The organism is Roseovarius sp., assembly GCF_040223625.1.
Lineage (GTDB): Bacteria > Pseudomonadota > Alphaproteobacteria > Rhodobacterales > Rhodobacteraceae > Roseovarius.
Map to the genome: position 1 here is coordinate 1 of NZ_JAVKFX010000041.1, position 20,162 is coordinate 20,162.

Genomic DNA, 20,162 nt, shown 5'->3' on the forward strand with positions numbered 1-20,162 from the left:
TTGGGTATCGGTTTGTTTTTCTTTTGTGGGGGGGTTTTTTTTGCGTAACGGGGGGGGGGGCGGGGGGCGCCGGGGGGGCCGGGCTGAAGCCCGGCCTACGGGGCAGAGGGCAGAAGCCCTGTCAGCGCAGGATCTCGAAGCCGTTCTCGCCGGGCCAGTCGGCTTCGCTTACCTCGACGGAATGCACCACCGCCGCGGGCGGGCCGTGGTTCAGCTCGCGCAGCATCTCGTCGACCGAGGCGACCGGGCCGGCCATCAGCGTGGTGACCGCGCCGTCGGATTCGTTCCTGACCCAGCCGGTCAGCCCCCGCACCTTGGCCTCGATCTGCGTCCAGGCGCGGAACGAGACCCCCTGAACCCGGCCTTCGATCCGGGCGTGAACGGCTTTCGTGTCGGACATGACACCCCTCCCTGGCAGTTTTCACGGGAGTATATCACAGGGCGGCCCGGGAATCGCCCGGGCGAATTTCACGACAGGCGGCTGACCGCCAGAACGCCGGCCCAGGCCGAAACCGCCGTCAGCGCGGTGCCCCAGGCGAGGTCGGTCGCGACCATCTGCCAGGACCAGTGTTTCAGCGTGGCGAAATTGGTGAATTCGTAGGTGCCATAGGCCAGCGCGCCCACCACCGCGCCGTTGAGAAGCGCCATCGAGGGCTGGCCCGCGCGCAGGGCGGGGAGCGAGACGAGGTAGACGAGCCCCGCCACGTAGGCGGCATAGAAGGCGAAGGCCGGACCCACGCGCACGCTGTCGGCCAGAAGCTCGCCCGCGTGGCGTTCGAAGACCGGTTTCACGAGGTAGCGCAGGCCGAGGAAGTCGAGCCCGAAGAAGATCACGGCGGTGACGAGATAGAGCCAGATGGCGTGCATGGGGGTCTCCTTTCGGCAAGGAGGTAGGGCGGGGCGGCGGGCGGTCCACGGGTGGCGGCGGCGGGGCGCGCAAATTCGTCATCCGCAGGGGCCTGCGCCGCTCGACCCACCTTGACCCTAAGCGCAATCCGCCTCATATCCCAACGTCATGACACCGCTCTCGCACATCCGCAATTTCTCTATCGTGGCGCATATCGACCACGGGAAATCCACGCTGGCCGACCGCCTGATCCAGATGACGGATACGGTGGCCGAACGCGACATGAAGGAGCAGTTGCTCGACTCGATGGATATCGAGCGGGAGCGCGGCATCACCATCAAGGCCAACACGGTGCGGATCGACTATACCGCCGACAATGGCGAGCAATACGTGCTGAACCTGATCGACACGCCCGGCCATGTCGACTTTGCCTACGAAGTGTCGCGGAGCATGCGGGCGGTCGAGGGGTCGCTTCTGGTGGTGGACAGCACCCAAGGCGTGGAGGCGCAGACGCTGGCCAATGTCTACCAGGCGATCGACGCCAACCACGAGCTGATCCCGGTGTTGAACAAGATCGACCTGCCGGCCAGCGATATCGACCGGGTGGCCGAGCAGATCGAGGACGTGATCGGCATCGACGCCTCGGGCGCCATTCCGGTGTCGGCCAAGACCGGGCAGGGCATCCGCGAGGTGCTGGAGGCGATCATTCGCGATCTGCCGCCGCCGAAGGGCGACCGCGACGCGCCGCTCAAGGCGATGCTGGTGGACAGCAAGTACGACCTATACCTTGGCGTCGTGGTGCTGGTGCGGATCATGGACGGCGTCATGAAGAAGGGCGACCGGATCAAGATGATGCAGACCGGCGCGGTCTACAATGTCGAGCGGATCGGCGTGTTCCGCCCGGCGATGACCGTGGTCGACGAGCTGGGCCCGGGCGAGATCGGGTTCATCACCGCCTCGATCAAGCAGGTGCGCGACACGCGGGTGGGCGACACGATCACGACCGAGAAGAAGGGCTGCGAGAAGCCGCTGCCGGGCTTCAACCCGTCGGTGCCGGTGGTGTTCTGTGGCCTCTTCCCGGTGGATTCGGCCGAGTTCGAGGATCTGCGGGACGCGATCGAGAAGCTGGCGCTGAACGATGCGTCGTTCAGCTACGAGATGGAAAGCTCGGCCGCGCTGGGCTTCGGGTTTCGCTGCGGGTTCCTCGGGCTCTTGCACCTCGAAGTGGTGCGCGACCGGATCGAGCGGGAATACGATATCGAGCTGATCACCACCGCGCCCTCGGTGATCTACCATGTCTACATGAAGGATGGCTCGCAGATCGAGCTGCACAACCCGGCCGACATGCCCGACATGACCCATGTGGACCATGTCGAGGAGCCGCGGATCAAGGCGACGATCCTCGTGCCGGACGAGTTCCTTGGCGACGTGCTGAAGCTGTGCCAGGACCGGCGGGGCATCCAGCTTGACCTGACCTATGTCGGCGGGCGGGCGATGGCGGTCTATGACCTGCCGCTGAACGAGGTGGTGTTCGATTTCTATGACCGGCTGAAATCGGTGACGAAGGGCTATGCGTCGTTCGATTACCAGCTCGAGGGGTACCGCGCCGACAACCTTGTGAAGATGCAGGTGTTGGTGAATGACGAGCCGGTCGATGCGCTGTCGATGATGGTGCACCGCGACCGGGCCGAGATGCGCGGGCGGGCGATGTGCGAGAAGCTCAAGGACCTGATCCCGCGCCACATGTTCAAGATCCCGATCCAGGCGGCGATTGGCGGCAAGGTGATTGCCCGCGAGACGCTGTCGGCGCTGCGCAAGGACGTGACGGCGAAGTGTTATGGTGGGGACATCACCCGGAAGAAGAAGCTGCTGGAAAAGCAGAAGGCCGGGAAGAAGAAGATGCGCCAGTTCGGCAAGGTGGAGATTCCGCAGGAAGCGTTCATCTCCGCGCTGAAGATGGATGGCTGACGCCGGCTGTTGCCGGCCGGCGTCAGGTTCCGTGAGCGTTCAAGCCTAGAACAGGCCTTCGTCGTTGTTCTCTTCCTCGGCGATCTTGTCGGCGGCGACGACGGCGCCGGCCCCGATGAGGGGGGCGCAGCTTGCCAGCAGGGGCAGGGTGCAGGTGAGGGCAAGTGCGGTCCAGAGTTTGCGGGTCATCGGGGGCTCCTTTCGTTTTTCGTGGGTGGGTCAGCGGATCACGGCGGTGGTCACGTCCTCGACATCCTGGACGAAACCTTTGGTCGTTTCGCAGCCGGCGAGGGCGGCGATCAGGGGCAGGGCAATGAGAAGTCGGGTCATGTCGGGCCTCGTTCGCAGTCTTTACGTTGCGATATGTGGCGGAAACGGCGGATTGCAAAATCTGTGGTTGTGCTTCGGCAAAGCTCTGCCGAGACGCGCGGACGCTTGCTCGAATGACAGTGTTTCCGGGCGCAAAGCCGTCATGACGGGGCGAGAGGTGGGGTTTGACATTAGTCAATGCGCTGTCTCGCGCCTGCCGATAAAAGGCGCTCATCGGAACGCACCTATCCCGGGAGTAAGACCATGTGGCTGACCTTCATTCTTCACCTTTTCATCGGATCGACCCTTGCCGGGAGCGCCGTCATCGCCGCGCTTGTCTCGGGGCAGGACACGTTCGGGGCGATCCTGGTCGCCGCCGGGGCGGGATTCATCCTGGCGCTTCCTGTGTCGTGGATGGTGGCGAAACGGCTGCGCGGGCTGTCCTGAGGGGGCGAAACCGTTCGCGGGTGCAGAAAACCCGGCCGTCGCAGCGTGTTCGGCCAAGCGTCAGCTTATCCCCGTGCAAGCCAGCCGAACGTAACGATTTTCCGGCGTTGTCCACAGATTTCTTCCAAGGATATCAACCGTTTGATCCACAGCTTTTTTCGATGCTGCAGTGCTATTTTCTTGCGCGACTCGGGGGGCTGCGTAACAGTTATATGACCGGACGGGATCAGCAGAGACCGGACGGTGCGCAAAGGCCCCCCGGAGCCGGCGCGAAGGGAGACGAGACAAGGGGCGCGAGCCCGGCGTTTAACGGCCCCTCCGCAAGGGTTCATGGCATGGCCGCAGCGAGACGGATTGCTTCGCAGCCGTCCGGATCGCGGTGATCATGCCAGGGTTCTGAGCAGGCCACGTCAGACCGTGACACCCCCAGGGGTTGGTCGCCGTGGCAGCCGAAGGCCGCAAGGCCGGAGGCACGCTGACGGCCGCGAGGCCCGAGGCAAACTGGCCGACAGACCCTTCGGGGCGAGACGACCAGCTAGGCGTCAGGGTGCGGGAAAGGTCATCCGACCGGAACCGCGATGCAAGGACCGCGTCTGAGCACCTGACGCCTTTCCTATTACTTGGGCCTTCCAAGGCAAACGGGACCCGTGGCCTATGCCATCGGGTCCCGCCGTCTTGGATGCTACCGCGTCTGTTGCACCTGTGACGCCACCCATACACGTGAGCCGAGGTGCAATCAACTACATCTTGTAGGCGCATACGGCATTTCCCCGGAGGCGCTGGCATTTCTGCAAGATCTGGGTCGGCGTCTTTCCGCAGAGACCGGAGTGGGTGCTATTGCGGCGCGGGGAATCAGGTTACCGTTGCGTCACCCATGCCGGAGAGGAGATCGACATGACACGCTATGCCCTTGCCGCCGCCCTGATGCTGGCCGCCGCGCCGGTCATGGCTGCGCATTGCCCGCAGGATATGGCCAAGATCGATGCGGCCTTGGCCGCGAGCAGCGCGGATCTGAGCGAAGAGGATCTGGCCCGGGTCAAGGAACTGCGCGCCAAGGGGGAAGAACTGCACGAGGCCGGTGACCATGCGGCCTCGGTCGAAGAACTTGGAAAGGCGATGGAAATCCTCGGGATCGAGTAATTCTTCATCGCATTTGATTCACATCAAGGCGATTAGGCCTTCCGTTGGGTAAATCGTCTTCTGACAAGACCGGATCGTGCCAAGCCGATCCCTGCGATGAGTTCGCAACTGCCGACGGTGCCCGGACTGGGCGGGCCGTCGCGCAAGCGGATCGGGCGGCGGGTATGGGGATGCCCGCGATCGCCCGATTGCCGCAGCAGCCGGGGAGCCGGCGGGACGGTCCGGTGTTGGTGTCGCCTGATGATCTAGGACACCCGGGCGGCACACCCCTTCTTAAGGAAGGGTTAAAGGGCGGCGGTGCGGAGGAGGAGCCCGCCGCCGCCCGATCTTTTCCGACAGTCGGGTCTGGCGTGTTGCGGCGAATTCCGTGTGAAGGAAGCGTGCGTTGCGCGGCCGGTTCGTGCGCAGCTTCGGCCGCAAGGCTTTCACAAATGCGATATGGGGGCGGGTTATCCTCAGCCGAGCCAGGCGCGGACCGCGGCCTCGAATTCGCGCGGTTTCTCGGCATGGACCCAATGGCCCGCGCCGGGGATCTTGGCGAAGCGGGCCTTGGGGAAGAGACCCTTGATGGTATCGCGGTGGTCGTGGGTGACGTAGTCGGATTGGGCCCCGGTCAGGAACAGCGTCTCGCCCTCGTAGGGGCCGGAGAGGTCGGGGAAGCTCATGATGCTGTCCATCTCGGCGCCGAGCGTGTCGAGGTTGAGCAGCCATTCGCGGTTCTTCACGTCGAGCGATTGCAGGAAGAACGGCACCAGCGCCGGATCGTCGACATGGGGCGCCAGCAGCTCCTGCGCGTCGGAGCGGCGCTCGATGCCCGAGAGGTCGACCGCCTTCATGGCGTCGATGTATTTCGCCTGCGAGTGGCCGTAGGCGACCGGTGCGATATCGGCCACGATCAGGCGGTTGACGAGGTCGGGCTGCGTCAGCGCCAGCGTCATTGCCGCCTTGCCGCCCATGGAATGGCCGAGCACGTCGAAGGGTCCGTCGAAATGGTCGATCACCTCGGCCAGGTCGGCGGCGAGGTCGGGGTAGGCATGGGTGTCGAACCACGGGCTGTGGCCGTGGTTGCGCATGTCGACGGCGATGACCTTGCGTTCATCCGCCAGCCGCTTGGCGATCACGCCCCAGTTGCGCCCTGAACCGTAGAGCCCGTGGGCGATCAGCAGGCCGGGCTTGTCGGTGGGTTCACCATGTTCGATGACGTTGAGCATGGGCGAGCGATAGCGCAGACGCGCGCCGTTCGCCAGCCCTGTTGAGTGCGCCGCGCGGGTGCGCTAGGGAAGTCGGGATGATTGACACGGCGAAGTTTCACCAGCGGGCCGAGGGCCTGAGCGAGATGCTGCAGAAGCGGCTGGGCGTGCGGGGCAAGACCCTGAAGGCGCGGCTGTCGCGGGCGGGCCGGCGGCTGCCCAAGGCGCAGCGGCGCGCGGGCGAGACGCTGGTGCGGGCGGAGCGGCTGATGGGGCATCCCAAGCTGGCGCGGCTGGCCGACCCGGTGGAGACGGATCAGGCGTTCGACAGCCTTACCGGGCATCTGAAGCGGTTCGACCGGGCCGAGGCGCGGCGCAATGCTGTCATGACATGGCTGGCGGTGGTGGTGTTCAACCTGCTGCTTCTGGGCGGCTTGGTCGTGGCGCTGGTGCGGTGGCAAGGTCCTCTCTGACCAGCGGGTGGCGCGAGAGCGGGTGGCGGACCACGAGGGTCACCGTGACGAAGGCCACGTAAAGGAGCAGGTACCACGAGCCCAGCTTGCCGAGGCTGACCAGTTCCAGCCGGGCCTGGCCGGAATAGACCCAGGTGCCGGTCATCGTGCCGATATTCTCGGCCACCCAGAGGAAGATCGCCGACAGGAAGGCCGCGAGGGGCAGGGGCATCCAGTAGAGGTTGTCGCCGATGCGGTACCAGATGCGTGTGCGCAGGAAGAGCAGGACGGTCGCGGCGAAGAGGATGAGCCGGATGTCGGGCAGGAAATGGTGGGCGAAGAAGTTCACGTAGATGCCGACGGCCAGCAGCATGGTCATCCAGTAGGGCGGGTAGGGGGCGAAGCGCATGTCGAAGACGCGGATGGTACGGGCCATGAAGCTGCCGACGCTGGCATACATGAAGCCCGAGAAGAGCGGCACGCCGAGGATCTTGAAGAGGCCAGGTTCCGGGTAGCTCCATGATCCGGCGTGGACCTTGAAGAATTCCATTGCCGTGCCGGTGAGGTGGAAGAGGGCGATGACGCGGGCCTCTTCCCACGTTTCCAGTTTCAGGGCGAGGAAGAGCGCTTGAAGCCCGAGCGCCACGATCACGAGAAAATCGTAGCGGTAAAGTGGCATGGCGTCGGACCAGATCAGCTTGGTGCCGATGATGGCCACGAGAAGCGACAGGCCGAAGAGGCCGGACCAGCCCATCTTGAGGATGAACATCACAAGCTCGGCCGCCCAGCCGGGCAGGCGGGCGCGCATCCAGTCGCCGAGATGGCGCTCTATCCGGCGGGTCGACGTCATGGCGACATAAGAAAGCCGCGGCGCCGGTATGTCCAGCGCCGCGGCCCTTTTTCCGTGGGTCAGGCCCGGATCAGAGGTTCGGGTAGAGCGGGAAGCGCTGGCACATGGCCATGACTTCGCCTTTCACCTTCGCCTCGACCGAGCCGTTATCGTCGGGCCCGTTGGCGGCCAGCCCGTCGACCACTTCGACGATCCAGTCGGCGATCTGGCGGAACTCGGCCTCCTTGAAGCCGCGGGTCGTGCCGGCGGGGGTGCCGAGGCGGATGCCGCTGGTCACGGTGGGCTTTTCCGGGTCGAACGGGATGCCGTTCTTGTTGGTGGTGATATGGGCGCGGCCAAGGGCGGCGTCGGTGATGTTGCCGGTGACCTTCTTGGGGCGCAGGTCGACGAGCATCACGTGGGTGTCGGTGCCGCCGGTGACGATGTCGAGCCCGCCCTTGATCAGTTGGTCGGCCAGCGCGTCGGCATTGGTGCGAACCTGTTTCATGTAGGTCTTGAACTCGGGCTGCAGCGCCTCGCCGAAGGCCACGGCCTTGGCGGCGATCACGTGCATCAGCGGGCCGCCCTGAATGCCGGGGAAGATGGCGGAGTTGACCTTCTTGGCGATGTCCTCGTCATTGGTGAGGATCATGCCGCCACGGGGGCCGCGCAGGGTCTTGTGCGTGGTGGTGGTGGCGATATGGGCGTGGGGGATGGGCGAGGGATGCTCGCCCGCCGCGACGAGCCCGGCGAAGTGGGCCATGTCGACATGCAGGTAGGCGCCGACCATGTCGGCGATTTCGCGGAAGCGGGCGAAGTCGATCACGCGCGGGATGGCCGAGCCGCCGGCGATGATCATCTTGGGCTTGTGTTCCTTGGCCAGTTCCTCGACTTGGTCGTAGTCGATCAGGTTGTCCTGCTGGCGAACGCCGTATTGCACGGCGTTGAACCACTTGCCCGACTGGTTGGGGGCCGCGCCATGGGTGAGGTGGCCGCCCGAGGCGAGGTTCATGCCGAGGATGGTGTCGCCCGGCTGGAGCAGGGCCTGGTTGACGCCCTGGTTGGCCTGCGAGCCCGAGTTGGGCTGGACGTTGGCGAAGCCGCAGTTGAAGAGTTGCTTGGCGCGCTCGATGGCGAGGTTCTCGGCCACGTCGACATACTGGCACCCGCCATAGTAGCGGCGGCCGGGGTAGCCTTCGGCGTATTTGTTGGTGAGGACGGAGCCTTGCGCCTCCATCACGGCGGCCGAGACGATGTTCTCGGAGGCGATCAGTTCGATCTCGTCACGCTGGCGGCCAAGCTCCGATTCTATGGCCTTGGCGATCTCGGGGTCGCGCTGGGCGAGGGACTGGGTGAAAAAGTCTTTGCCCTCAAAGGGCTGGTTTCCGTCGTGCGGCATGGTGATGACTCCGTCCGATTGCCTTTGCGGCGATTTCCTATCGGAAACGGGGTTTGGTTGAAAGGTGGTAAAGCGACAAAACCCCTTGCAGTACCGGCATATTCCGCGCAACACCGGAGACACGCGTATCGTAAGAGCCAAGAAAAAGGCGCATCGGAAACCCAAGCTCATGGCCAAGGACTTCAAGATCGCCTTTGTCGCCAGCGACGTGGCCGTGGCCCAGACGGCGCGGTCTGCCCTTGTCCAGCGGTTCGGCCAGACCGCAGAGGAAGAGGCCGACGTGATCGTGGCGCTGGGTGGCGACGGGTTCATGCTGCACACGCTGCACCGGACGCAAAACCTCGACACGCCGGTCTACGGGATGAACCGGGGCACGGTCGGGTTCCTGATGAACGAATACAGCGAGAGCGACCTGACCGACCGGCTGGCCGAGGCGGCGGAAGAGGTGCTGAACCCACTGTCGATGACCGCCAAGACGGTGGATGGCAAGCTGCACGAGGCGCTGGCGATCAACGAGGTCTCGCTTTTGCGGGCGGGGCCGCAGGCGGCGAAGCTGAAGATCACCGTCGACGGGCGGCTGCGGCTGGCCGAGCTGGTCTGTGACGGGGCGCTGCTGGCGACGCCGGCGGGTTCGACCGCCTACAACTATTCCGCGCACGGGCCGATCCTGCCGATCGGGTCGGACGTGCTGGCGCTGACGGCGGTGGCGGCGTTCCGGCCGCGGCGCTGGCGGGGGGCGCTGCTGCCCAAGGCGGCGGAGGTGCGGTTCGACGTGCTGGATGCCAAGAAGCGGCCGGTGATGGCGGATGCGGACAGCCTGTGGGTGGAGAACGTCGTCTGGGTGGTGATCCGGTCGGAGCCCAGCATCAAGCACCGAATCCTTTTCGACCCGGGCCACGGGCTCGAAGAGCGTCTGATCCGCGAACAGTTCGAATAAACCGCCTCGAGGCGCGTGTTATCGGCGCTGCCCGCAAGGGGCGGCGACGGTTTTCCGCCGATGCGCGCAATCGGGAACCGGTAGCCAACCCCCTGTAAACAAGCCGTTTTCGCCATTGTTATCGGATAGCAAGGCCGTGGTTATCCCATGTCCGGGCCCGGTTATTGCCTGTCTCGCGGTGCCGCTCCCATCGTTGATCACGAGGCCGACGCGGCACAGTGCCGGCCCGCCCAGAAACTAGAACGCTTCGTCTGAAAGGACCATGACAATGACCAAGGCATATCACATCAAGACCGCCGCTCTCGCGCTGCTGATCGGGTTCGGCGCGGCGTCGACTTCCTTCGCGGACAGCAACCGCGTCTCGATCAGCCAGTTCGGCCGCGACCACAGCATCGGCGCGTCGCAGGGCGGCACCTACAACCGTCTGAACGTCTATCAGCGCGGCAACAGCAACCTGTCGATCCACACGCAGGACGGGCGCCGGAACAGCGTTTCGGTCGAGCAGTCGGGCCGCATGAACGACGCGGTGACCGGCCAGATCGGGCGCAACAACCGCTCGGTGATCGGCCAGCAGGGCCGGTACAACAACGCGCTCACTAGCCAGTCGGGGGGGTGCAACATCGCGGGTGTCGCCCAGTTCGGGCGCAATCACACGGCCGATGTCGACCAGTCGGGCAAGTGCAACGCCGTCGGCGTGATCCAGACCGGCAAAGGCAACCACGCGACCTCGCGCCAGTCGGGCCGGGGCAACGTTTCGGTCATCGTTCAGGATTGACACAAGAGTCGTGGCGCGCGCCGAGGCTGGCGCGTGCCCGGCCCAACCGGGAAAGGACCAAGAGGATGAAACGCAAGCTACCCACAGCCGCTCTTGCCATACTGGCCGCCGGAACGGCGACCGCCTTCGGCGCCTTCGTCAGCCAGGGCGAGGCCCATGAAACCGCCCGTGCCGCCGCAGACGGCCTGAGATGTGCCGTCGTCACCCGCGATCTTGGCGACACGGTGCAGATTTCCGGCAAGGTCACCGCCGAGCGGGACGTGTCGGGCACCTATGCGCTGAGCATCCGCCAGTCGAGCGGCGGCGGACAGGCGGTGATCGACCAGGGCGGGGAATTCACCGTCGCGGCGGGCCGCACCGTGACGCTTGGCGAGGCCACGATGGGCGGCACGGCACAATCCTATACCGCCGATCTCGAACTGACCGTGAATGGCCAGCGCCTGCGCTGCCGGCCGGCGGCCGATACCAAAGACCTTTGAACCAACAACGTCACGACAGGAGTTTTCCGATGCGCCGCTTCATGCTTCCCCTTGCCGCCGGTCTTGCGCTTTGCGCCGGCCTCGCCTCTGCCGACCCGAGCGACCGGGTGATGGGCATCACGACCGGGCAATATGCCCACAGCCAGTCGCGCGAGAATGTCGGCTGGACCGGGGGCGGGGTGAACGCCTTTGGGCAGGCGCGGGCGCAGAATGGCGGGGTCGTTTTCGGCAAGACCCGTGCTCAGGGCAGCCGGGCCCATGTTACACAGACGGGCCGCAACAACTCGGCCACGATCAACCAGCGGGGCAACAACAAGACGGCCACCGTGGTTCAGCGGGGCAACGATACGGAAGTGATCATCAACCAGCATGGCGAGGGCCCCGGCGGTGCATGGGTGGTCACGTGGTGACCGCGAGGCGGGCGGAAAATGGCTTGAATCTCAGCTAGTTCTGTACGGTTTCTGGCAGATGGAGGGGGTTTGCGCCGAAAGCCGCCGCCTTGGGTGGAGGGGGCTGCGGTGGACGGAACCTTTCCCCGGCTGGTCACGTTGGGATTGGACACAGCAACCATCGACACCATGGAGGATGTCATGAACTGGGATCAAATCGAAGGCAACTGGAAGCAATTCAAGGGTCAGGCCCAGGAACGCTGGGGCGAATTGACCGATGACGAGCTGGACCAGGCGAAAGGCCAGCGCAGCCAGCTGGTCGGCAAACTTCAGGAACGCTATGGCTGGGCTCGCGAAGAGGCCGAGCGCGAAGCCGACGAGTTTGCCCGGCGGATCTGACCCGTCCCTTCACACGAGATTTCCGGCGGCCCCTTCGAGGGCCGCCTTTTCTTTGTGCGTCAGGTCTTGGCGTAGCCGATGGTCTGCAGCGCCTCGGAGATCTCGTCGAGGATGGCGGGATCGTCGATCGTGGCCGGCATCTTGTAGTCCTGGCAGTCGGCGATCTTGACCATGGTGGCGCGCAGGATCTTGCCCGAGCGGGTCTTGGGCAGGCGGTCGACCACTACGCAGAGCTTGAAGGCCGCGACCGGGCCGATCCGGTCGCGGACCAGCTTGACGCATTCGGCGGTAATCTCCTCGTGCGGGCGGTTCACGCCCTTGGTGAGGCAGACGAAGCCCACCGGAAGCTGGCCCTTGATCGGGTCGGTGACGCCGATGACGGCGCATTCGGCCACGTCGGGGTGGCTGGCCAGCACCTCTTCCATGCCGCCGGTCGACAGGCGGTGGCCCGCGACGTTGATGACATCGTCGGTGCGGGCCATGATGTAGAGGTAGCCGTCTTCGTCGATCAGCCCGGCATCGCCGGTCTCGTAATACCCCTTGTAGGTGTTGAGATAGGATTTGCGGAAGCGGTCCTCGGCATGCCAGAGGGTCGGCAGGGTGCCCGGCGGCAGGGGCAGTTTGATCGCGACGGCGCCGAGGGTGCCGGGGGCCTGCGGCTTGCCCTCCCCGTCGAGGATGTCGATGTCGTAGCCCGGGAAGGGCACGCCGGAGGAGCCGATCTTGACCTCCATCTTCTCGATGCCGACGGGGATGCCGGTGATGGGCCAGCCGGTTTCCGTCTGCCACCAGTGGTCGACCACCGGCACGCCAAGCTGATCGGCGGCCCAGTTGAGCGTGTCGGGGTCGGCGCGTTCGCCGGCGAGGTAGAGGACGCGGAGGCAGCTCAGGTCGTATTGCTTGACGAATTCGCCCTTGGGGTCGTCGCGCTTGATGGCGCGGAAGGCAGTGGGGGCGGTGAAGAAGCTGCGCACGTTGTGCTCGGAAATCACCCGCCAGAAGGTGCCGGCGTCGGGGGTGCCGACGGGCTTGCCCTCGAACACGACGGCCGTGTTGCCGTGGACCAGGGGCCCGTAGCAGATATAGCTGTGGCCCACGACCCAGCCCACGTCGGAGGCGGCCCAGAACACCTCGCCGGGGTCGACATTGTAGATGTTCTTCATCGACCAGTTGAGCGCCACGAGATGGCCGGCCGTGGGGCGGACGACGCCCTTGGGCGACCCGGTGGTGCCGGAGGTGTAGAGGACGTAAGCCGGGTGGTCGCCCTCGACCGGCACGCAATCGGCGGGCTCGGCGCCGTCCTGGAAGGCGTACCAGTCGTGGTCGCGGCCCTCGGTCAGTTCGACCTTGTGCTGTTCGCGCTGGTAGATGACGCAGAACTCGGGCTTGTGCTTTGCCTGTTCGATGGCGCCGTCGTAGAGGGGTTTGTATTCGACCACGCGGCCCGGCTCGAGCCCGCAGGAGGCGGCGATGATCGCCTTGGGCTGTGCATCGTCGATGCGGACGGCCAGTTCGTTCGAGGCGAAGCCGCCGAACACGACCGAGTGGATCGCGCCGAGACGCGCGCAGGCGAGCATCGCCTCGAGCGCCTGGGGCACCATCGGCATGTAGATGATCACGCGGTCGCCCTTCTCGATGCCCTGTTTCTTCAGCGCGCCGGCGAGGGAGGCCACGCGGTCGAGCATCTCGGCATAGCTGATCTTTTCCTTGGTGCCGGTGATCGGGCTGTCATAGATGATCGCGGTGCGGTCGCCGTTGCCGGCGGCGACGTGGCGGTCGAGCGCATTGTGGCAGGTGTTGACCTTGCCGTCGCGAAACCACTCGTAGAGCGGGGCCTTGTCGTCGAAGAGCGCCTTCGACGGTTTCTCCTCCCAGTCGATGCCCTCGGCGGCTTTCATCCAGAACGCTTCGGGGTCCTGTTTCCAGCTCTCGTAGACCTCTTTGTATCCCATCGTATTCTCCTCCGCTCCGTTGGGATACGTGTTACGGGACGCGCTGCCGCTGCGGCAAGAGGGGCGATGCGATACGTGGCAGATTACCGCACAGAATTTGCAGGTTCTGCGCGAATTGCTTTGCAAACTTTTGCAAAGTTTAAGAAATTTTCAACCGGGATGGTTATTCGTGGCCGGTTTGCAAAAGTTTGCAGAACCTGAGTGGAGAATCAACCGCCGCGATTCCCGTCATTTTGAGGGAGAGTTTACCACGCCCGGCGGGCTGTTGCGCATAGTGGCGGGTAACGTACAGAAGTTTTTCGCTCAGGGCGATTTCCGACATGCGCAATGTCGAAAACATCACAGAATCAGGGGCGGTGCGGGCCTATCGTCGGGGTACGGTCCGGCGCGGTGTCGGGCCGATCATCACAGGGTGCTGTTGCCATGGGCGACAAGAAACAAAAGCCGGCCAAACCCGGCACGAAACCGACGAACAAGTAATCTTCCCAGATCCCCATCTCGACGCCGCAGCGCAGCCCCTGCGCTGCGGCACCTCGTTTTTGCCGCTCAGCCGTAATGCGCGACCGGCGTGCCCGCGATGGCCGCCATGTTGAGCAGGCCGCGCGCCGTGACGCCGGCGGTGACGATATGGGCGCGGTTGCCCATGCCCATCAGGATCGGCCCCACTTCGAGCCCGCCGCCCTTGGCCTTGAGGATGTTGCGCACGCCCGAGGCCGCGTCGGAATTCGAGAAGATCAGGATGTTGGCCGCCCCTTCGAGCCGGTTGTCGGGCAGCAGGCGCTCGCGCAGCTCGGCGCTGAGCGCGGTGTCCACGTTCATCTCCCCTTCATAGGCGAAGTCGCGCGGCTTGCTGTCGAGCAGGTCGAGCGCGGCGCGCAGGCGCTTGCCGGAATCGCTGCCCTGGTTGCCGAACTGGGATTGCGAGCAGAGGGCGATCTTGGGCTCGATCCCGAAGCGGCGCACGTGGCGGGCGGCGCCGATGGCGATCTCGGCCAGTTGCTCGGGCGAGGGGAAGACGTTGACATGGGTGTCGGCGATGAAGAGCGGGCCGTCTTCGAGGATGATCATCGATAGCGCGCCCTGGGGGTGGCAATCGTCGGAGCAGAGCACCTGCGAGATGTAGTTCAGGTGCCAGTGGTATTCGCCGAACGTGCCGCAGATCAGGCTGTCGGCCTCGTCGCGGTGGACCATGACGGCGCCGATGGCGGTGGTGTTGGTGCGCATGATCGCCTTGGCGAGATCGGGCGAGACGCCGCGGCGTTTCATCAGGGCGTGGTAGCTGCCCCAGTAATCGCGGTAGCGGGGGTCGTTTTCCGGGTTGACGATGTTGAAGTCGCGGTCGGGCCGGATCTCGAGGCCGAGCCGTTCGCAGCGGGTCGAGATCACCTCGGGCCGGCCGATCAGGATGGGCTGTTCGGTGGTCTCCTCGAGGATGGCCTGGGCCGCGCGGAGGACGCGTTCGTCTTCGCCCTCGGCAAAGACGATGCGGCGCGAGGCGGTGCGGGCGGCGTCGAAGACCGGGCGCATGAGCAGGGCGGATTTGTAGACGCTGGCATCGAGCCGGTGCTTGTAGGCGTCGAGATCGTCGAGCGGGCGGGCGGCGACGCCGGTTTCCATGGCCGCGCGGGCGACGGAGGTCGAGACGATGCCCGAGAGGCGCGGGTCGAAGGGTTTGGGGATCAGGTAGTCGGCGCCGAAGGTGAGTTGTTCGCCCTTGTAGGCGGCCGCGGCCTCGGCCGAGGTGGTGTGGCGGGCGAGTTCCGCGATGCCCTCGACGCAGGCGATCTGCATCTCGTCGTTGATCTCGGTCGCGCCCACGTCGAGCGCGCCGCGGAAGATGAAGGGGAAGCAGAGGACGTTGTTGACCTGGTTGGGGAAATCGCTGCGGCCGGTGGCGATGATGGCCTTGGGCGCGACCTCGCGGGCCATGTCGGGCATGATCTCGGGCGTGGGGTTGGCCAGCGCGAAGATGATCGGGCGGTCGGCCATCTTCGCCACGTGTTCGGGCTTGAGCACGTTGGGGCCGGAGAGGCCGAGGAAGAGGTCGGCGCCGTCCATCACCTCGTCGAGCGTGCGCAGGTCGGTTGCCTGGGCGAAGGCGGCTTTCTGGGGGTTCATGTCGACCTCGCGGCCTTCGTAGACGAGGCCGTGGATGTCGCAGAGCCAGACGTTTTCGCGCTTCACCCCGAGTTTGAGCAGGAGGTTGAGGCAGGCGATGCCGGCCGCGCCGCCGCCGGTGGAGACGATCTTGATCTCCTCGAAGGATTTGCAGGCGACGTGCAGGGCGTTGCGGGCGGCGGCGCCGACGACGATGGCGGTGCCGTGCTGGTCGTCGTGGAAGACGGGGATGTTCATCCGCTCGCGGCAGATCTTCTCGACGATGAAACAGTCGGGCGCCTTGATGTCCTCGAGGTTGATGGCGCCGAAGGTGGGTTCGAGCGCGCAGACGATTTCGGCAAGGCGCTCGGGGTCGGATTCGTTCACCTCGATATCGAAGCAGTCGATATTGGCGAATTTCTTGAAGAGCACCGCCTTGCCCTCCATCACCGGCTTGGAGGCGAGCGCGCCGATATTGCCGAGGCCGAGCACGGCGGTGCCGTTGGAGACCACGCCGACGAGGTTGGCGCGGGAGGTGTAGAGGCTGGCGGCCTTCTCGTCGGCCTTGATTTCAAGGCAGGCCTCGGCCACGCCGGGGGAGTAGGCGAGCGACAGGTCGCGGCCGTTGGCGAGCGGCTTGGTGGCGCGTATCTCGAGCTTGCCGGGCTTGGGGAACTGGTGATAGGCCAGCGCCGCCTGGGCCTGGGCATCCTTGGGGTTGTCGGTCATTCTGGTCCCTCCCGCGATTTGGTTTAGTGCTAAACCATTTTCTGCGGCGTGCAAGAAGCTGCCTTCCGGCGCGGCAAGTCGCGCAGCGTCAGCTTGCATATCGGCTTCATGGCGCGCAATCTTTATCTGGCCGGTGCGCCGGAGGATCGGGAGAGGTTTGCCAGATGTCATTGATCGAGGATGCCGCGACGGTGCGCGGGAGAGCCTATGCGCCCTATTCCGGGTTCAAGGTGGGCGCGGCGATCCGGACCGTATCGGGCCGGGTGTTCGTGGGCTGTAATGTCGAGAACGTGGCCTATCCGGAGGGGACCTGTGCCGAGGCGGGGGCCGTTGCCGCGATGGTGGCGGCGGGCGAGGGCGAGATTGCCGAGGTGGCGGTGATCGCCGACAGCCCGGCGCCGGTGACGCCCTGCGGCGGGTGCCGGCAGAAGCTGGCGGAGTTCGGCGCGGCCGATGTCAGGGTGACGATGGCGACGGTGGCGGGTGTCGAGAAGACCGTGACGCTGGCGGAGTTGCTGCCGCTGGCGTTCGAGCAGGCCCATATGGCGAAAGACTGACAGGTTGGATGCGCGTGCGATCATTGCCGCCCTGCGGGACGGGCGGGGCGCCTCGGCGGAGGAGATGGCGTGGTTTGCCAACGGGTTGGCCAGCGGGCACGTGAGCGATGCGCAAGCCGGGGCCTTTGCCATGGCCGTGCTGCTGAAGGGGCTGTCGCCCGAGGCGCGGACGGCGCTGACGCTGGCGATGCGGGACAGTGGCGAGACGTTGCGGTGGCGGCTGGACGGGCCGGTGATCGACAAGCATTCGACCGGCGGGGTGGGCGATTGCGTGAGCCTCGTGCTGGCGCCGGCGCTGGCGGCCTGCGGGGCGTTTGTGCCGATGATCTCGGGCCGGGGCTTGGGCCATACCGGCGGGACGCTCGACAAGCTGGAGGCGATCCCGGGGCTGCGGACCGACATGAGCGAGGCGCAGCTTTACCAAATCGTTAACGCGGCGGGGTGCGCGATTGTCGGCGCGACGGGGCAGGTGGCGCCGGCGGACCGGCGGCTTTACGCAATCCGCGACGTGACCGCGACGGTGGAGAGCCTTGACCTGATCACCGCGTCGATCCTGTCGAAGAAGCTGGCCGCCGGTCTGGATGGCCTCGTGCTGGACGTGAAGCTTGGCAGCGGGGCGTTCATGAAAGGTAAAGAGGACGCGCGCGCGCTGGCGGAGGCGCTGGTCGAGACGGCGAACGCTGCTGGCTGTCGGACGAGCGCGGTGATTTCGGACATGAACCAGCCGCTGGCGCCGGCGCTGGGCAACGGGCTGGAAGTGGCCTGTGCCATGCGGGTGCTGACCGGGCAGGCGGCCGGCCCGCTGGCGGAGCTGAGCGCCGTGCTGGGCGGCATGGCGCTGGCCGGGGCGGGGCTGGCGAAGGATGCGGAGGACGGCGCGGAGAAGATCCGGGCGGTGCTGGCTGATGGGCGCGCGGCGGAGCGGTTCGGCCGGATGGTCGGCGCGATGGGTGGGCCGGTGGGGTTCGTCGAGCGCTGGGCGTGGTTCCTGCCCGAGGCGACGGTGATCCGGGAGTTCAAGGCGGAGCGGGCGGGGTACGTCGCGGCGATGGATGGCGAGGCGATGGGGCTGGCGGTGATCGAGCTGGGCGGCGGCCGGCAGGTGGAGAGCGACGTGATCGAGCCGAGCACGGGGCTGTCGGATATCGTGGCGCTTGGCGCGGAGGTGGAGGCGGGCCAGCCGATGCTGCGCATCCATGCCGCACGGGCCGAACATGCCGACCGGGCCGAGGCGATATTGCGGCGGGCCATAACCATCGGAGACGCCGCGCCGGAGCTGCCGTCGCTGGTGCATGAGAGGGTCGGCTGATGGCGCGGGTGTTCCTGATCGTGATGGATTCCGTGGGCATCGGCGGGGCGCCGGATGCGGGCGAGTACGTGAACGCGGGCGAGCCGGACACGGGCGCGAACACCGTGGCGCATATCGCGCAGGCGCGGGCCGGGCTGAAGATGCCAGTGCTGGACAGGCTGGGGCTGGGCGCGGCGGTGAAGCTGGCCTCGGGCAAGATGGCGCCGGGGCTGGGGGCCGCGCCGGAGGGGCTGTGGGGCGCGGCGAGCGAGGTGTCGAAGGGGAAGGACACGACCTCGGGGCATTGGGAGCTGGCCGGGCTGCCGGTGCCGTTCGACTGGCATTACTTTCCTGACGAGGAACCGGCCTTTCCGGAGGAGGTGACGGAGGCGGTGAAGCGGCTGGCGGGCACGGAGGGCGTGCTGGGCAATCGCCATGCCTCGGGCACGGTGATCCTCGAGGAGCTGGGCGAGGAGCATATGCGGACGGGCTGGCCGATCTGCTATACCTCGGCCGACAGCGTCTTTCAGATCGCGGCGCATGAGGAGGTTTTCGGGCGGGAGCGCCTGCTGACGCTTTGTCGCGAGATCGCGCCGATGCTGCACGAGATGCGGGTGGGCCGGGTGATCGCCCGGCCGTTCACCGGCGATGCCGAAAGCGGTTTCCGCCGCACCGGTTATCGCCGGGATTTCGCCATGGCGCCGCCGGGCTGGACGCTGTGCGACTGGGTGCGGGCCGGTGGGGGCAAGGTTCACGCGATCGGCAAGATCGGCGACATCTTCTCGATGCAGGGGATCAGCGACGTGGCCAAGGGCACCGATGCGGAGCTGATGGGGCACCTGGCGGATGCGCTGGAGACGGCGGAGGACGGGAGCCTGACCTTCGCCAATTTCGTGGAGTTCGACGCGGTCTATGGCCACCGGCGCGACGTGGAGGGCTATGCCGCCGCGCTGGAATGGTTCGACGGCAAGATCGGCGAGTTGCTGCCGCGGCTGGGCAAGGGGGACGTGATGATCCTGACCGCCGATCACGGCAATGACCCCACATGGCCCGGCACCGATCACACGCGTGAGCGGGTGCCGGTGCTGGTGGCCGGTGCGGGCAAGGGAGAAATCGGGCAGGTGGGGTTCACCGACGTGGCGGCGAGCGTGGCGGCGTGGCTGGGCCTCGAGGCCGGCGGGCCGGGGCGCAGTTTTCTGACCCCGCCGGAGGGCTGAACGCGGCATCCGGCGTTGCCCTCGGGGCGCGATTGCGGGAAAAGGCGGGGCAGACAGCCTGAGAGGAGCCGGAGATGAAAGAGCACCTGACCGTCGTCAAGCACCCGCTGGTGCAGCACAAGCTGACATTGATGCGGGAGAAGACCACATCCACGGCCGTCTTCCGGCAGCTTCTGCGCGAGATCAGCCAGTTGCTGGCCTACGAGGTGACGCACCAGCTTCCGATGACGACGCGGCGGATCGAGACCCCGCTGGAGGAGATGGACGCGCCGGTGCTGGACGGGCGCAAGCTGGCGCTGATCTCGATCCTGCGGGCGGGGAACGGCCTTCTGGACGGGATGCTGGAGCTGATTCCCTCGGCCCGGGTGGGGTTCGTGGGGCTCTATCGCGACGAGGAGACGCTGCAGCCGGTGCAGTATTACTTCAAGGTGCCCGAGCTTCTGGACGAGCGGCTGTCGATCGTGGTGGACCCGATGCTGGCGACCGGCAATTCCTCGGCCGCGGCGGTGGACCTGGTGAAGAAGGCCGGCGCGAAGGACATCCGATTCCTTTGCCTGCTGGCCGCGCCGGAGGGTGTGGCGCGGATGAAGGAGGCGCATCCGGACGTGCCGATCGTGACCGCGTCGCTGGACGAGCGGCTTAACGAGATGGGCTATATCCTGCCGGGGCTGGGGGATGCGGGCGACCGCATGTTCGGCACGCAGTAAGGGAAACCTGTTTACTCACATCCTTTTATGAGGCAATCTCGACCCAGTTACTCTG

General features: G+C 66.0%; 21 protein-coding genes. 13 read left to right on the forward strand and 8 right to left on the reverse strand.

The window, feature by feature from the left end:
• Positions 1–121: 121 nt before the first annotated feature.
• Complete coding sequence (locus RLN94_RS12530; protein WP_350130052.1) at positions 122–400, reverse strand: acylphosphatase; 279 nt, start codon at positions 398–400, stop codon at positions 122–124.
• Positions 401–468: 68 nt separating this feature from the next.
• A complete protein-coding gene (locus RLN94_RS12535) occupies positions 469–867 on the reverse strand; it encodes a DUF2177 family protein (protein WP_350130054.1) in 399 nt (132 codons plus the stop codon).
• Positions 868–1,015: 148 nt separating this feature from the next.
• Here RLN94_RS12535 and lepA point away from each other — a divergent pair, with 148 nt between their 5' ends.
• Positions 1,016–2,815, forward strand: a complete 1,800-nt coding sequence (gene lepA, locus RLN94_RS12540; protein ID WP_350130056.1) for a translation elongation factor 4 — start codon at positions 1,016–1,018, stop codon at positions 2,813–2,815.
• Positions 2,816–2,860: 45 nt separating this feature from the next.
• Here lepA and RLN94_RS12545 read toward each other — a convergent pair whose 3' ends face one another.
• The gene (locus RLN94_RS12545) at positions 2,861–3,004 is read right to left on the reverse strand and encodes a hypothetical protein (protein WP_350130058.1); all 144 of its coding nucleotides are present in this window, start codon (positions 3,002–3,004) and stop codon (positions 2,861–2,863) included.
• Between the two features lie 384 nt (positions 3,005–3,388).
• Here RLN94_RS12545 and RLN94_RS12550 point away from each other — a divergent pair, with 384 nt between their 5' ends.
• Together RLN94_RS12550 and RLN94_RS12555 are read left to right on the forward strand one after the other, a co-directional pair.
• A complete protein-coding gene (locus tag RLN94_RS12550) occupies positions 3,389–3,571 on the forward strand; it encodes a CTP synthetase (protein WP_350130060.1) in 183 nt (60 codons plus the stop codon).
• A gap of 894 nt (positions 3,572–4,465) precedes the next feature.
• A complete protein-coding gene (locus tag RLN94_RS12555; RefSeq protein ID WP_350130062.1) occupies positions 4,466–4,711 on the forward strand; it encodes a PA2433 domain-containing protein in 246 nt (81 codons plus the stop codon).
• 455 nt (positions 4,712–5,166) lie between these two features.
• Here the strand turns inward: RLN94_RS12555 and RLN94_RS12560 are convergent, their stop codons facing one another.
• Positions 5,167–5,922, reverse strand: a complete 756-nt coding sequence (locus RLN94_RS12560) for an alpha/beta fold hydrolase (RefSeq protein WP_350130064.1) — start codon at positions 5,920–5,922, stop codon at positions 5,167–5,169.
• Between the two features lie 77 nt (positions 5,923–5,999).
• Here RLN94_RS12560 and RLN94_RS12565 point away from each other — a divergent pair, with 77 nt between their 5' ends.
• Positions 6,000–6,374, forward strand: a complete 375-nt coding sequence (locus RLN94_RS12565; protein ID WP_350130066.1) for a hypothetical protein — start codon at positions 6,000–6,002, stop codon at positions 6,372–6,374.
• On the opposite strand, the gene RLN94_RS12570 is transcribed toward RLN94_RS12565, so the two are convergent.
• Positions 6,313–7,203, reverse strand: coding sequence for a DUF817 domain-containing protein (locus RLN94_RS12570; RefSeq protein ID WP_350130068.1), 891 nt, complete (start codon positions 7,201–7,203; stop codon positions 6,313–6,315). The two genes, RLN94_RS12565 and RLN94_RS12570, sit on opposite strands and share 62 nt — an antisense overlap.
• Positions 7,204–7,273: 70 nt before the next feature.
• Positions 7,274–8,581, reverse strand: a complete 1,308-nt coding sequence (gene glyA, locus RLN94_RS12575; protein ID WP_350169054.1) for a serine hydroxymethyltransferase — start codon at positions 8,579–8,581, stop codon at positions 7,274–7,276.
• A gap of 169 nt (positions 8,582–8,750) precedes the next feature.
• On the opposite strand from glyA, the gene RLN94_RS12580 reads away from it, so the two are divergent.
• The 5 genes from RLN94_RS12580 to RLN94_RS12600 all read left to right on the forward strand — a co-directional run bounded on the left by RLN94_RS12580 (position 8,751) and on the right by RLN94_RS12600 (position 11,560).
• Positions 8,751–9,518 carry an NAD kinase gene (locus tag RLN94_RS12580; protein WP_350129651.1) on the forward strand — a complete coding sequence of 256 codons (768 nt, stop codon included), beginning with the start codon at positions 8,751–8,753 and terminating at the stop codon, positions 9,516–9,518.
• Between the two features lie 268 nt (positions 9,519–9,786).
• Positions 9,787–10,293: a hypothetical protein gene (locus tag RLN94_RS12585; protein ID WP_350129648.1), complete on the forward strand. Its 507-nt coding sequence runs from the start codon at positions 9,787–9,789 to the stop codon at positions 10,291–10,293.
• A gap of 65 nt (positions 10,294–10,358) precedes the next feature.
• The gene (gene csgH / locus RLN94_RS12590) at positions 10,359–10,772 is read left to right on the forward strand and encodes a curli-like amyloid fiber formation chaperone CsgH (protein WP_350129645.1); all 414 of its coding nucleotides are present in this window, start codon (positions 10,359–10,361) and stop codon (positions 10,770–10,772) included.
• Positions 10,773–10,801: 29 nt separating this feature from the next.
• Positions 10,802–11,182, forward strand: coding sequence for a curlin repeat-containing protein (locus RLN94_RS12595; RefSeq protein ID WP_350129642.1), 381 nt, complete (start codon positions 10,802–10,804; stop codon positions 11,180–11,182).
• Positions 11,183–11,362: 180 nt separating this feature from the next.
• Positions 11,363–11,560: a CsbD family protein gene (locus RLN94_RS12600; RefSeq protein ID WP_350129639.1), complete on the forward strand. Its 198-nt coding sequence runs from the start codon at positions 11,363–11,365 to the stop codon at positions 11,558–11,560.
• Positions 11,561–11,619: 59 nt separating this feature from the next.
• On the opposite strand, the gene RLN94_RS12605 is transcribed toward RLN94_RS12600, so the two are convergent.
• Positions 11,620–13,512: a propionyl-CoA synthetase gene (locus RLN94_RS12605; protein WP_350129636.1), complete on the reverse strand. Its 1,893-nt coding sequence runs from the start codon at positions 13,510–13,512 to the stop codon at positions 11,620–11,622.
• Between the two features lie 546 nt (positions 13,513–14,058).
• Entirely contained in the window at positions 14,059–16,338 is a 2,280-nt protein-coding gene (locus tag RLN94_RS12610) for an NADP-dependent malic enzyme (protein WP_350129633.1), read from the reverse strand.
• A gap of 164 nt (positions 16,339–16,502) precedes the next feature.
• Here RLN94_RS12610 and RLN94_RS12615 point away from each other — a divergent pair, with 164 nt between their 5' ends.
• The 4 genes from RLN94_RS12615 (at position 16,503) to upp (ending at position 20,107) form a co-directional block, all read left to right on the forward strand.
• Positions 16,503–16,895: a cytidine deaminase gene (locus RLN94_RS12615; RefSeq protein WP_350129630.1), complete on the forward strand. Its 393-nt coding sequence runs from the start codon at positions 16,503–16,505 to the stop codon at positions 16,893–16,895.
• A gap of 4 nt (positions 16,896–16,899) precedes the next feature.
• Positions 16,900–18,204, forward strand: coding sequence for a thymidine phosphorylase (locus RLN94_RS12620; RefSeq protein WP_350129627.1), 1,305 nt, complete (start codon positions 16,900–16,902; stop codon positions 18,202–18,204).
• Positions 18,204–19,400, forward strand: coding sequence for a phosphopentomutase (locus RLN94_RS12625; RefSeq protein WP_350129624.1), 1,197 nt, complete (start codon positions 18,204–18,206; stop codon positions 19,398–19,400). Before RLN94_RS12620 ends, RLN94_RS12625 begins: the two co-directional genes overlap by 1 nt.
• A 74-nt stretch (positions 19,401–19,474) precedes the next feature.
• Positions 19,475–20,107: a uracil phosphoribosyltransferase gene (upp, locus tag RLN94_RS12630; protein ID WP_300896318.1), complete on the forward strand. Its 633-nt coding sequence runs from the start codon at positions 19,475–19,477 to the stop codon at positions 20,105–20,107.
• The last annotated feature ends 55 nt before the right edge of the window (positions 20,108–20,162 follow it).

Excerpts from the sequence above, each read along its gene's own strand:
- RLN94_RS12530 (WP_350130052.1), bottom strand. The coding sequence starts at position 400 with ATGTCCGACACGAAAGCCGTTCACGCCCGGATCGAAGGCCGGGTTCAG.
- RLN94_RS12535 (WP_350130054.1), bottom strand. The coding sequence starts at position 867 with ATGCACGCCATCTGGCTCTATCTCGTCACCGCCGTGATCTTCTTCGGG.
- lepA (WP_350130056.1), top strand. The coding sequence starts at position 1,016 with ATGACACCGCTCTCGCACATCCGCAATTTCTCTATCGTGGCGCATATC.
- RLN94_RS12545 (WP_350130058.1), bottom strand. The coding sequence starts at position 3,004 with ATGACCCGCAAACTCTGGACCGCACTTGCCCTCACCTGCACCCTGCCC.
- RLN94_RS12550 (WP_350130060.1), top strand. The coding sequence starts at position 3,389 with ATGTGGCTGACCTTCATTCTTCACCTTTTCATCGGATCGACCCTTGCC.
- RLN94_RS12555 (WP_350130062.1), top strand. The coding sequence starts at position 4,466 with ATGACACGCTATGCCCTTGCCGCCGCCCTGATGCTGGCCGCCGCGCCG.
- RLN94_RS12560 (WP_350130064.1), bottom strand. The coding sequence starts at position 5,922 with ATGCTCAACGTCATCGAACATGGTGAACCCACCGACAAGCCCGGCCTG.
- RLN94_RS12565 (WP_350130066.1), top strand. The coding sequence starts at position 6,000 with ATGATTGACACGGCGAAGTTTCACCAGCGGGCCGAGGGCCTGAGCGAG.
- RLN94_RS12570 (WP_350130068.1), bottom strand. The coding sequence starts at position 7,203 with ATGACGTCGACCCGCCGGATAGAGCGCCATCTCGGCGACTGGATGCGC.
- glyA (WP_350169054.1), bottom strand. The coding sequence starts at position 8,581 with ATGCCGCACGACGGAAACCAGCCCTTTGAGGGCAAAGACTTTTTCACC.
- RLN94_RS12580 (WP_350129651.1), top strand. The coding sequence starts at position 8,751 with ATGGCCAAGGACTTCAAGATCGCCTTTGTCGCCAGCGACGTGGCCGTG.
- RLN94_RS12585 (WP_350129648.1), top strand. The coding sequence starts at position 9,787 with ATGACCAAGGCATATCACATCAAGACCGCCGCTCTCGCGCTGCTGATC.
- csgH (WP_350129645.1), top strand. The coding sequence starts at position 10,359 with ATGAAACGCAAGCTACCCACAGCCGCTCTTGCCATACTGGCCGCCGGA.
- RLN94_RS12595 (WP_350129642.1), top strand. The coding sequence starts at position 10,802 with ATGCGCCGCTTCATGCTTCCCCTTGCCGCCGGTCTTGCGCTTTGCGCC.
- RLN94_RS12600 (WP_350129639.1), top strand. The coding sequence starts at position 11,363 with ATGAACTGGGATCAAATCGAAGGCAACTGGAAGCAATTCAAGGGTCAG.
- RLN94_RS12605 (WP_350129636.1), bottom strand. The coding sequence starts at position 13,512 with ATGGGATACAAAGAGGTCTACGAGAGCTGGAAACAGGACCCCGAAGCG.
- RLN94_RS12610 (WP_350129633.1), bottom strand. The coding sequence starts at position 16,338 with ATGACCGACAACCCCAAGGATGCCCAGGCCCAGGCGGCGCTGGCCTAT.
- RLN94_RS12615 (WP_350129630.1), top strand. The coding sequence starts at position 16,503 with ATGTCATTGATCGAGGATGCCGCGACGGTGCGCGGGAGAGCCTATGCG.
- RLN94_RS12625 (WP_350129624.1), top strand. The coding sequence starts at position 18,204 with ATGGCGCGGGTGTTCCTGATCGTGATGGATTCCGTGGGCATCGGCGGG.
- upp (WP_300896318.1), top strand. The coding sequence starts at position 19,475 with ATGAAAGAGCACCTGACCGTCGTCAAGCACCCGCTGGTGCAGCACAAG.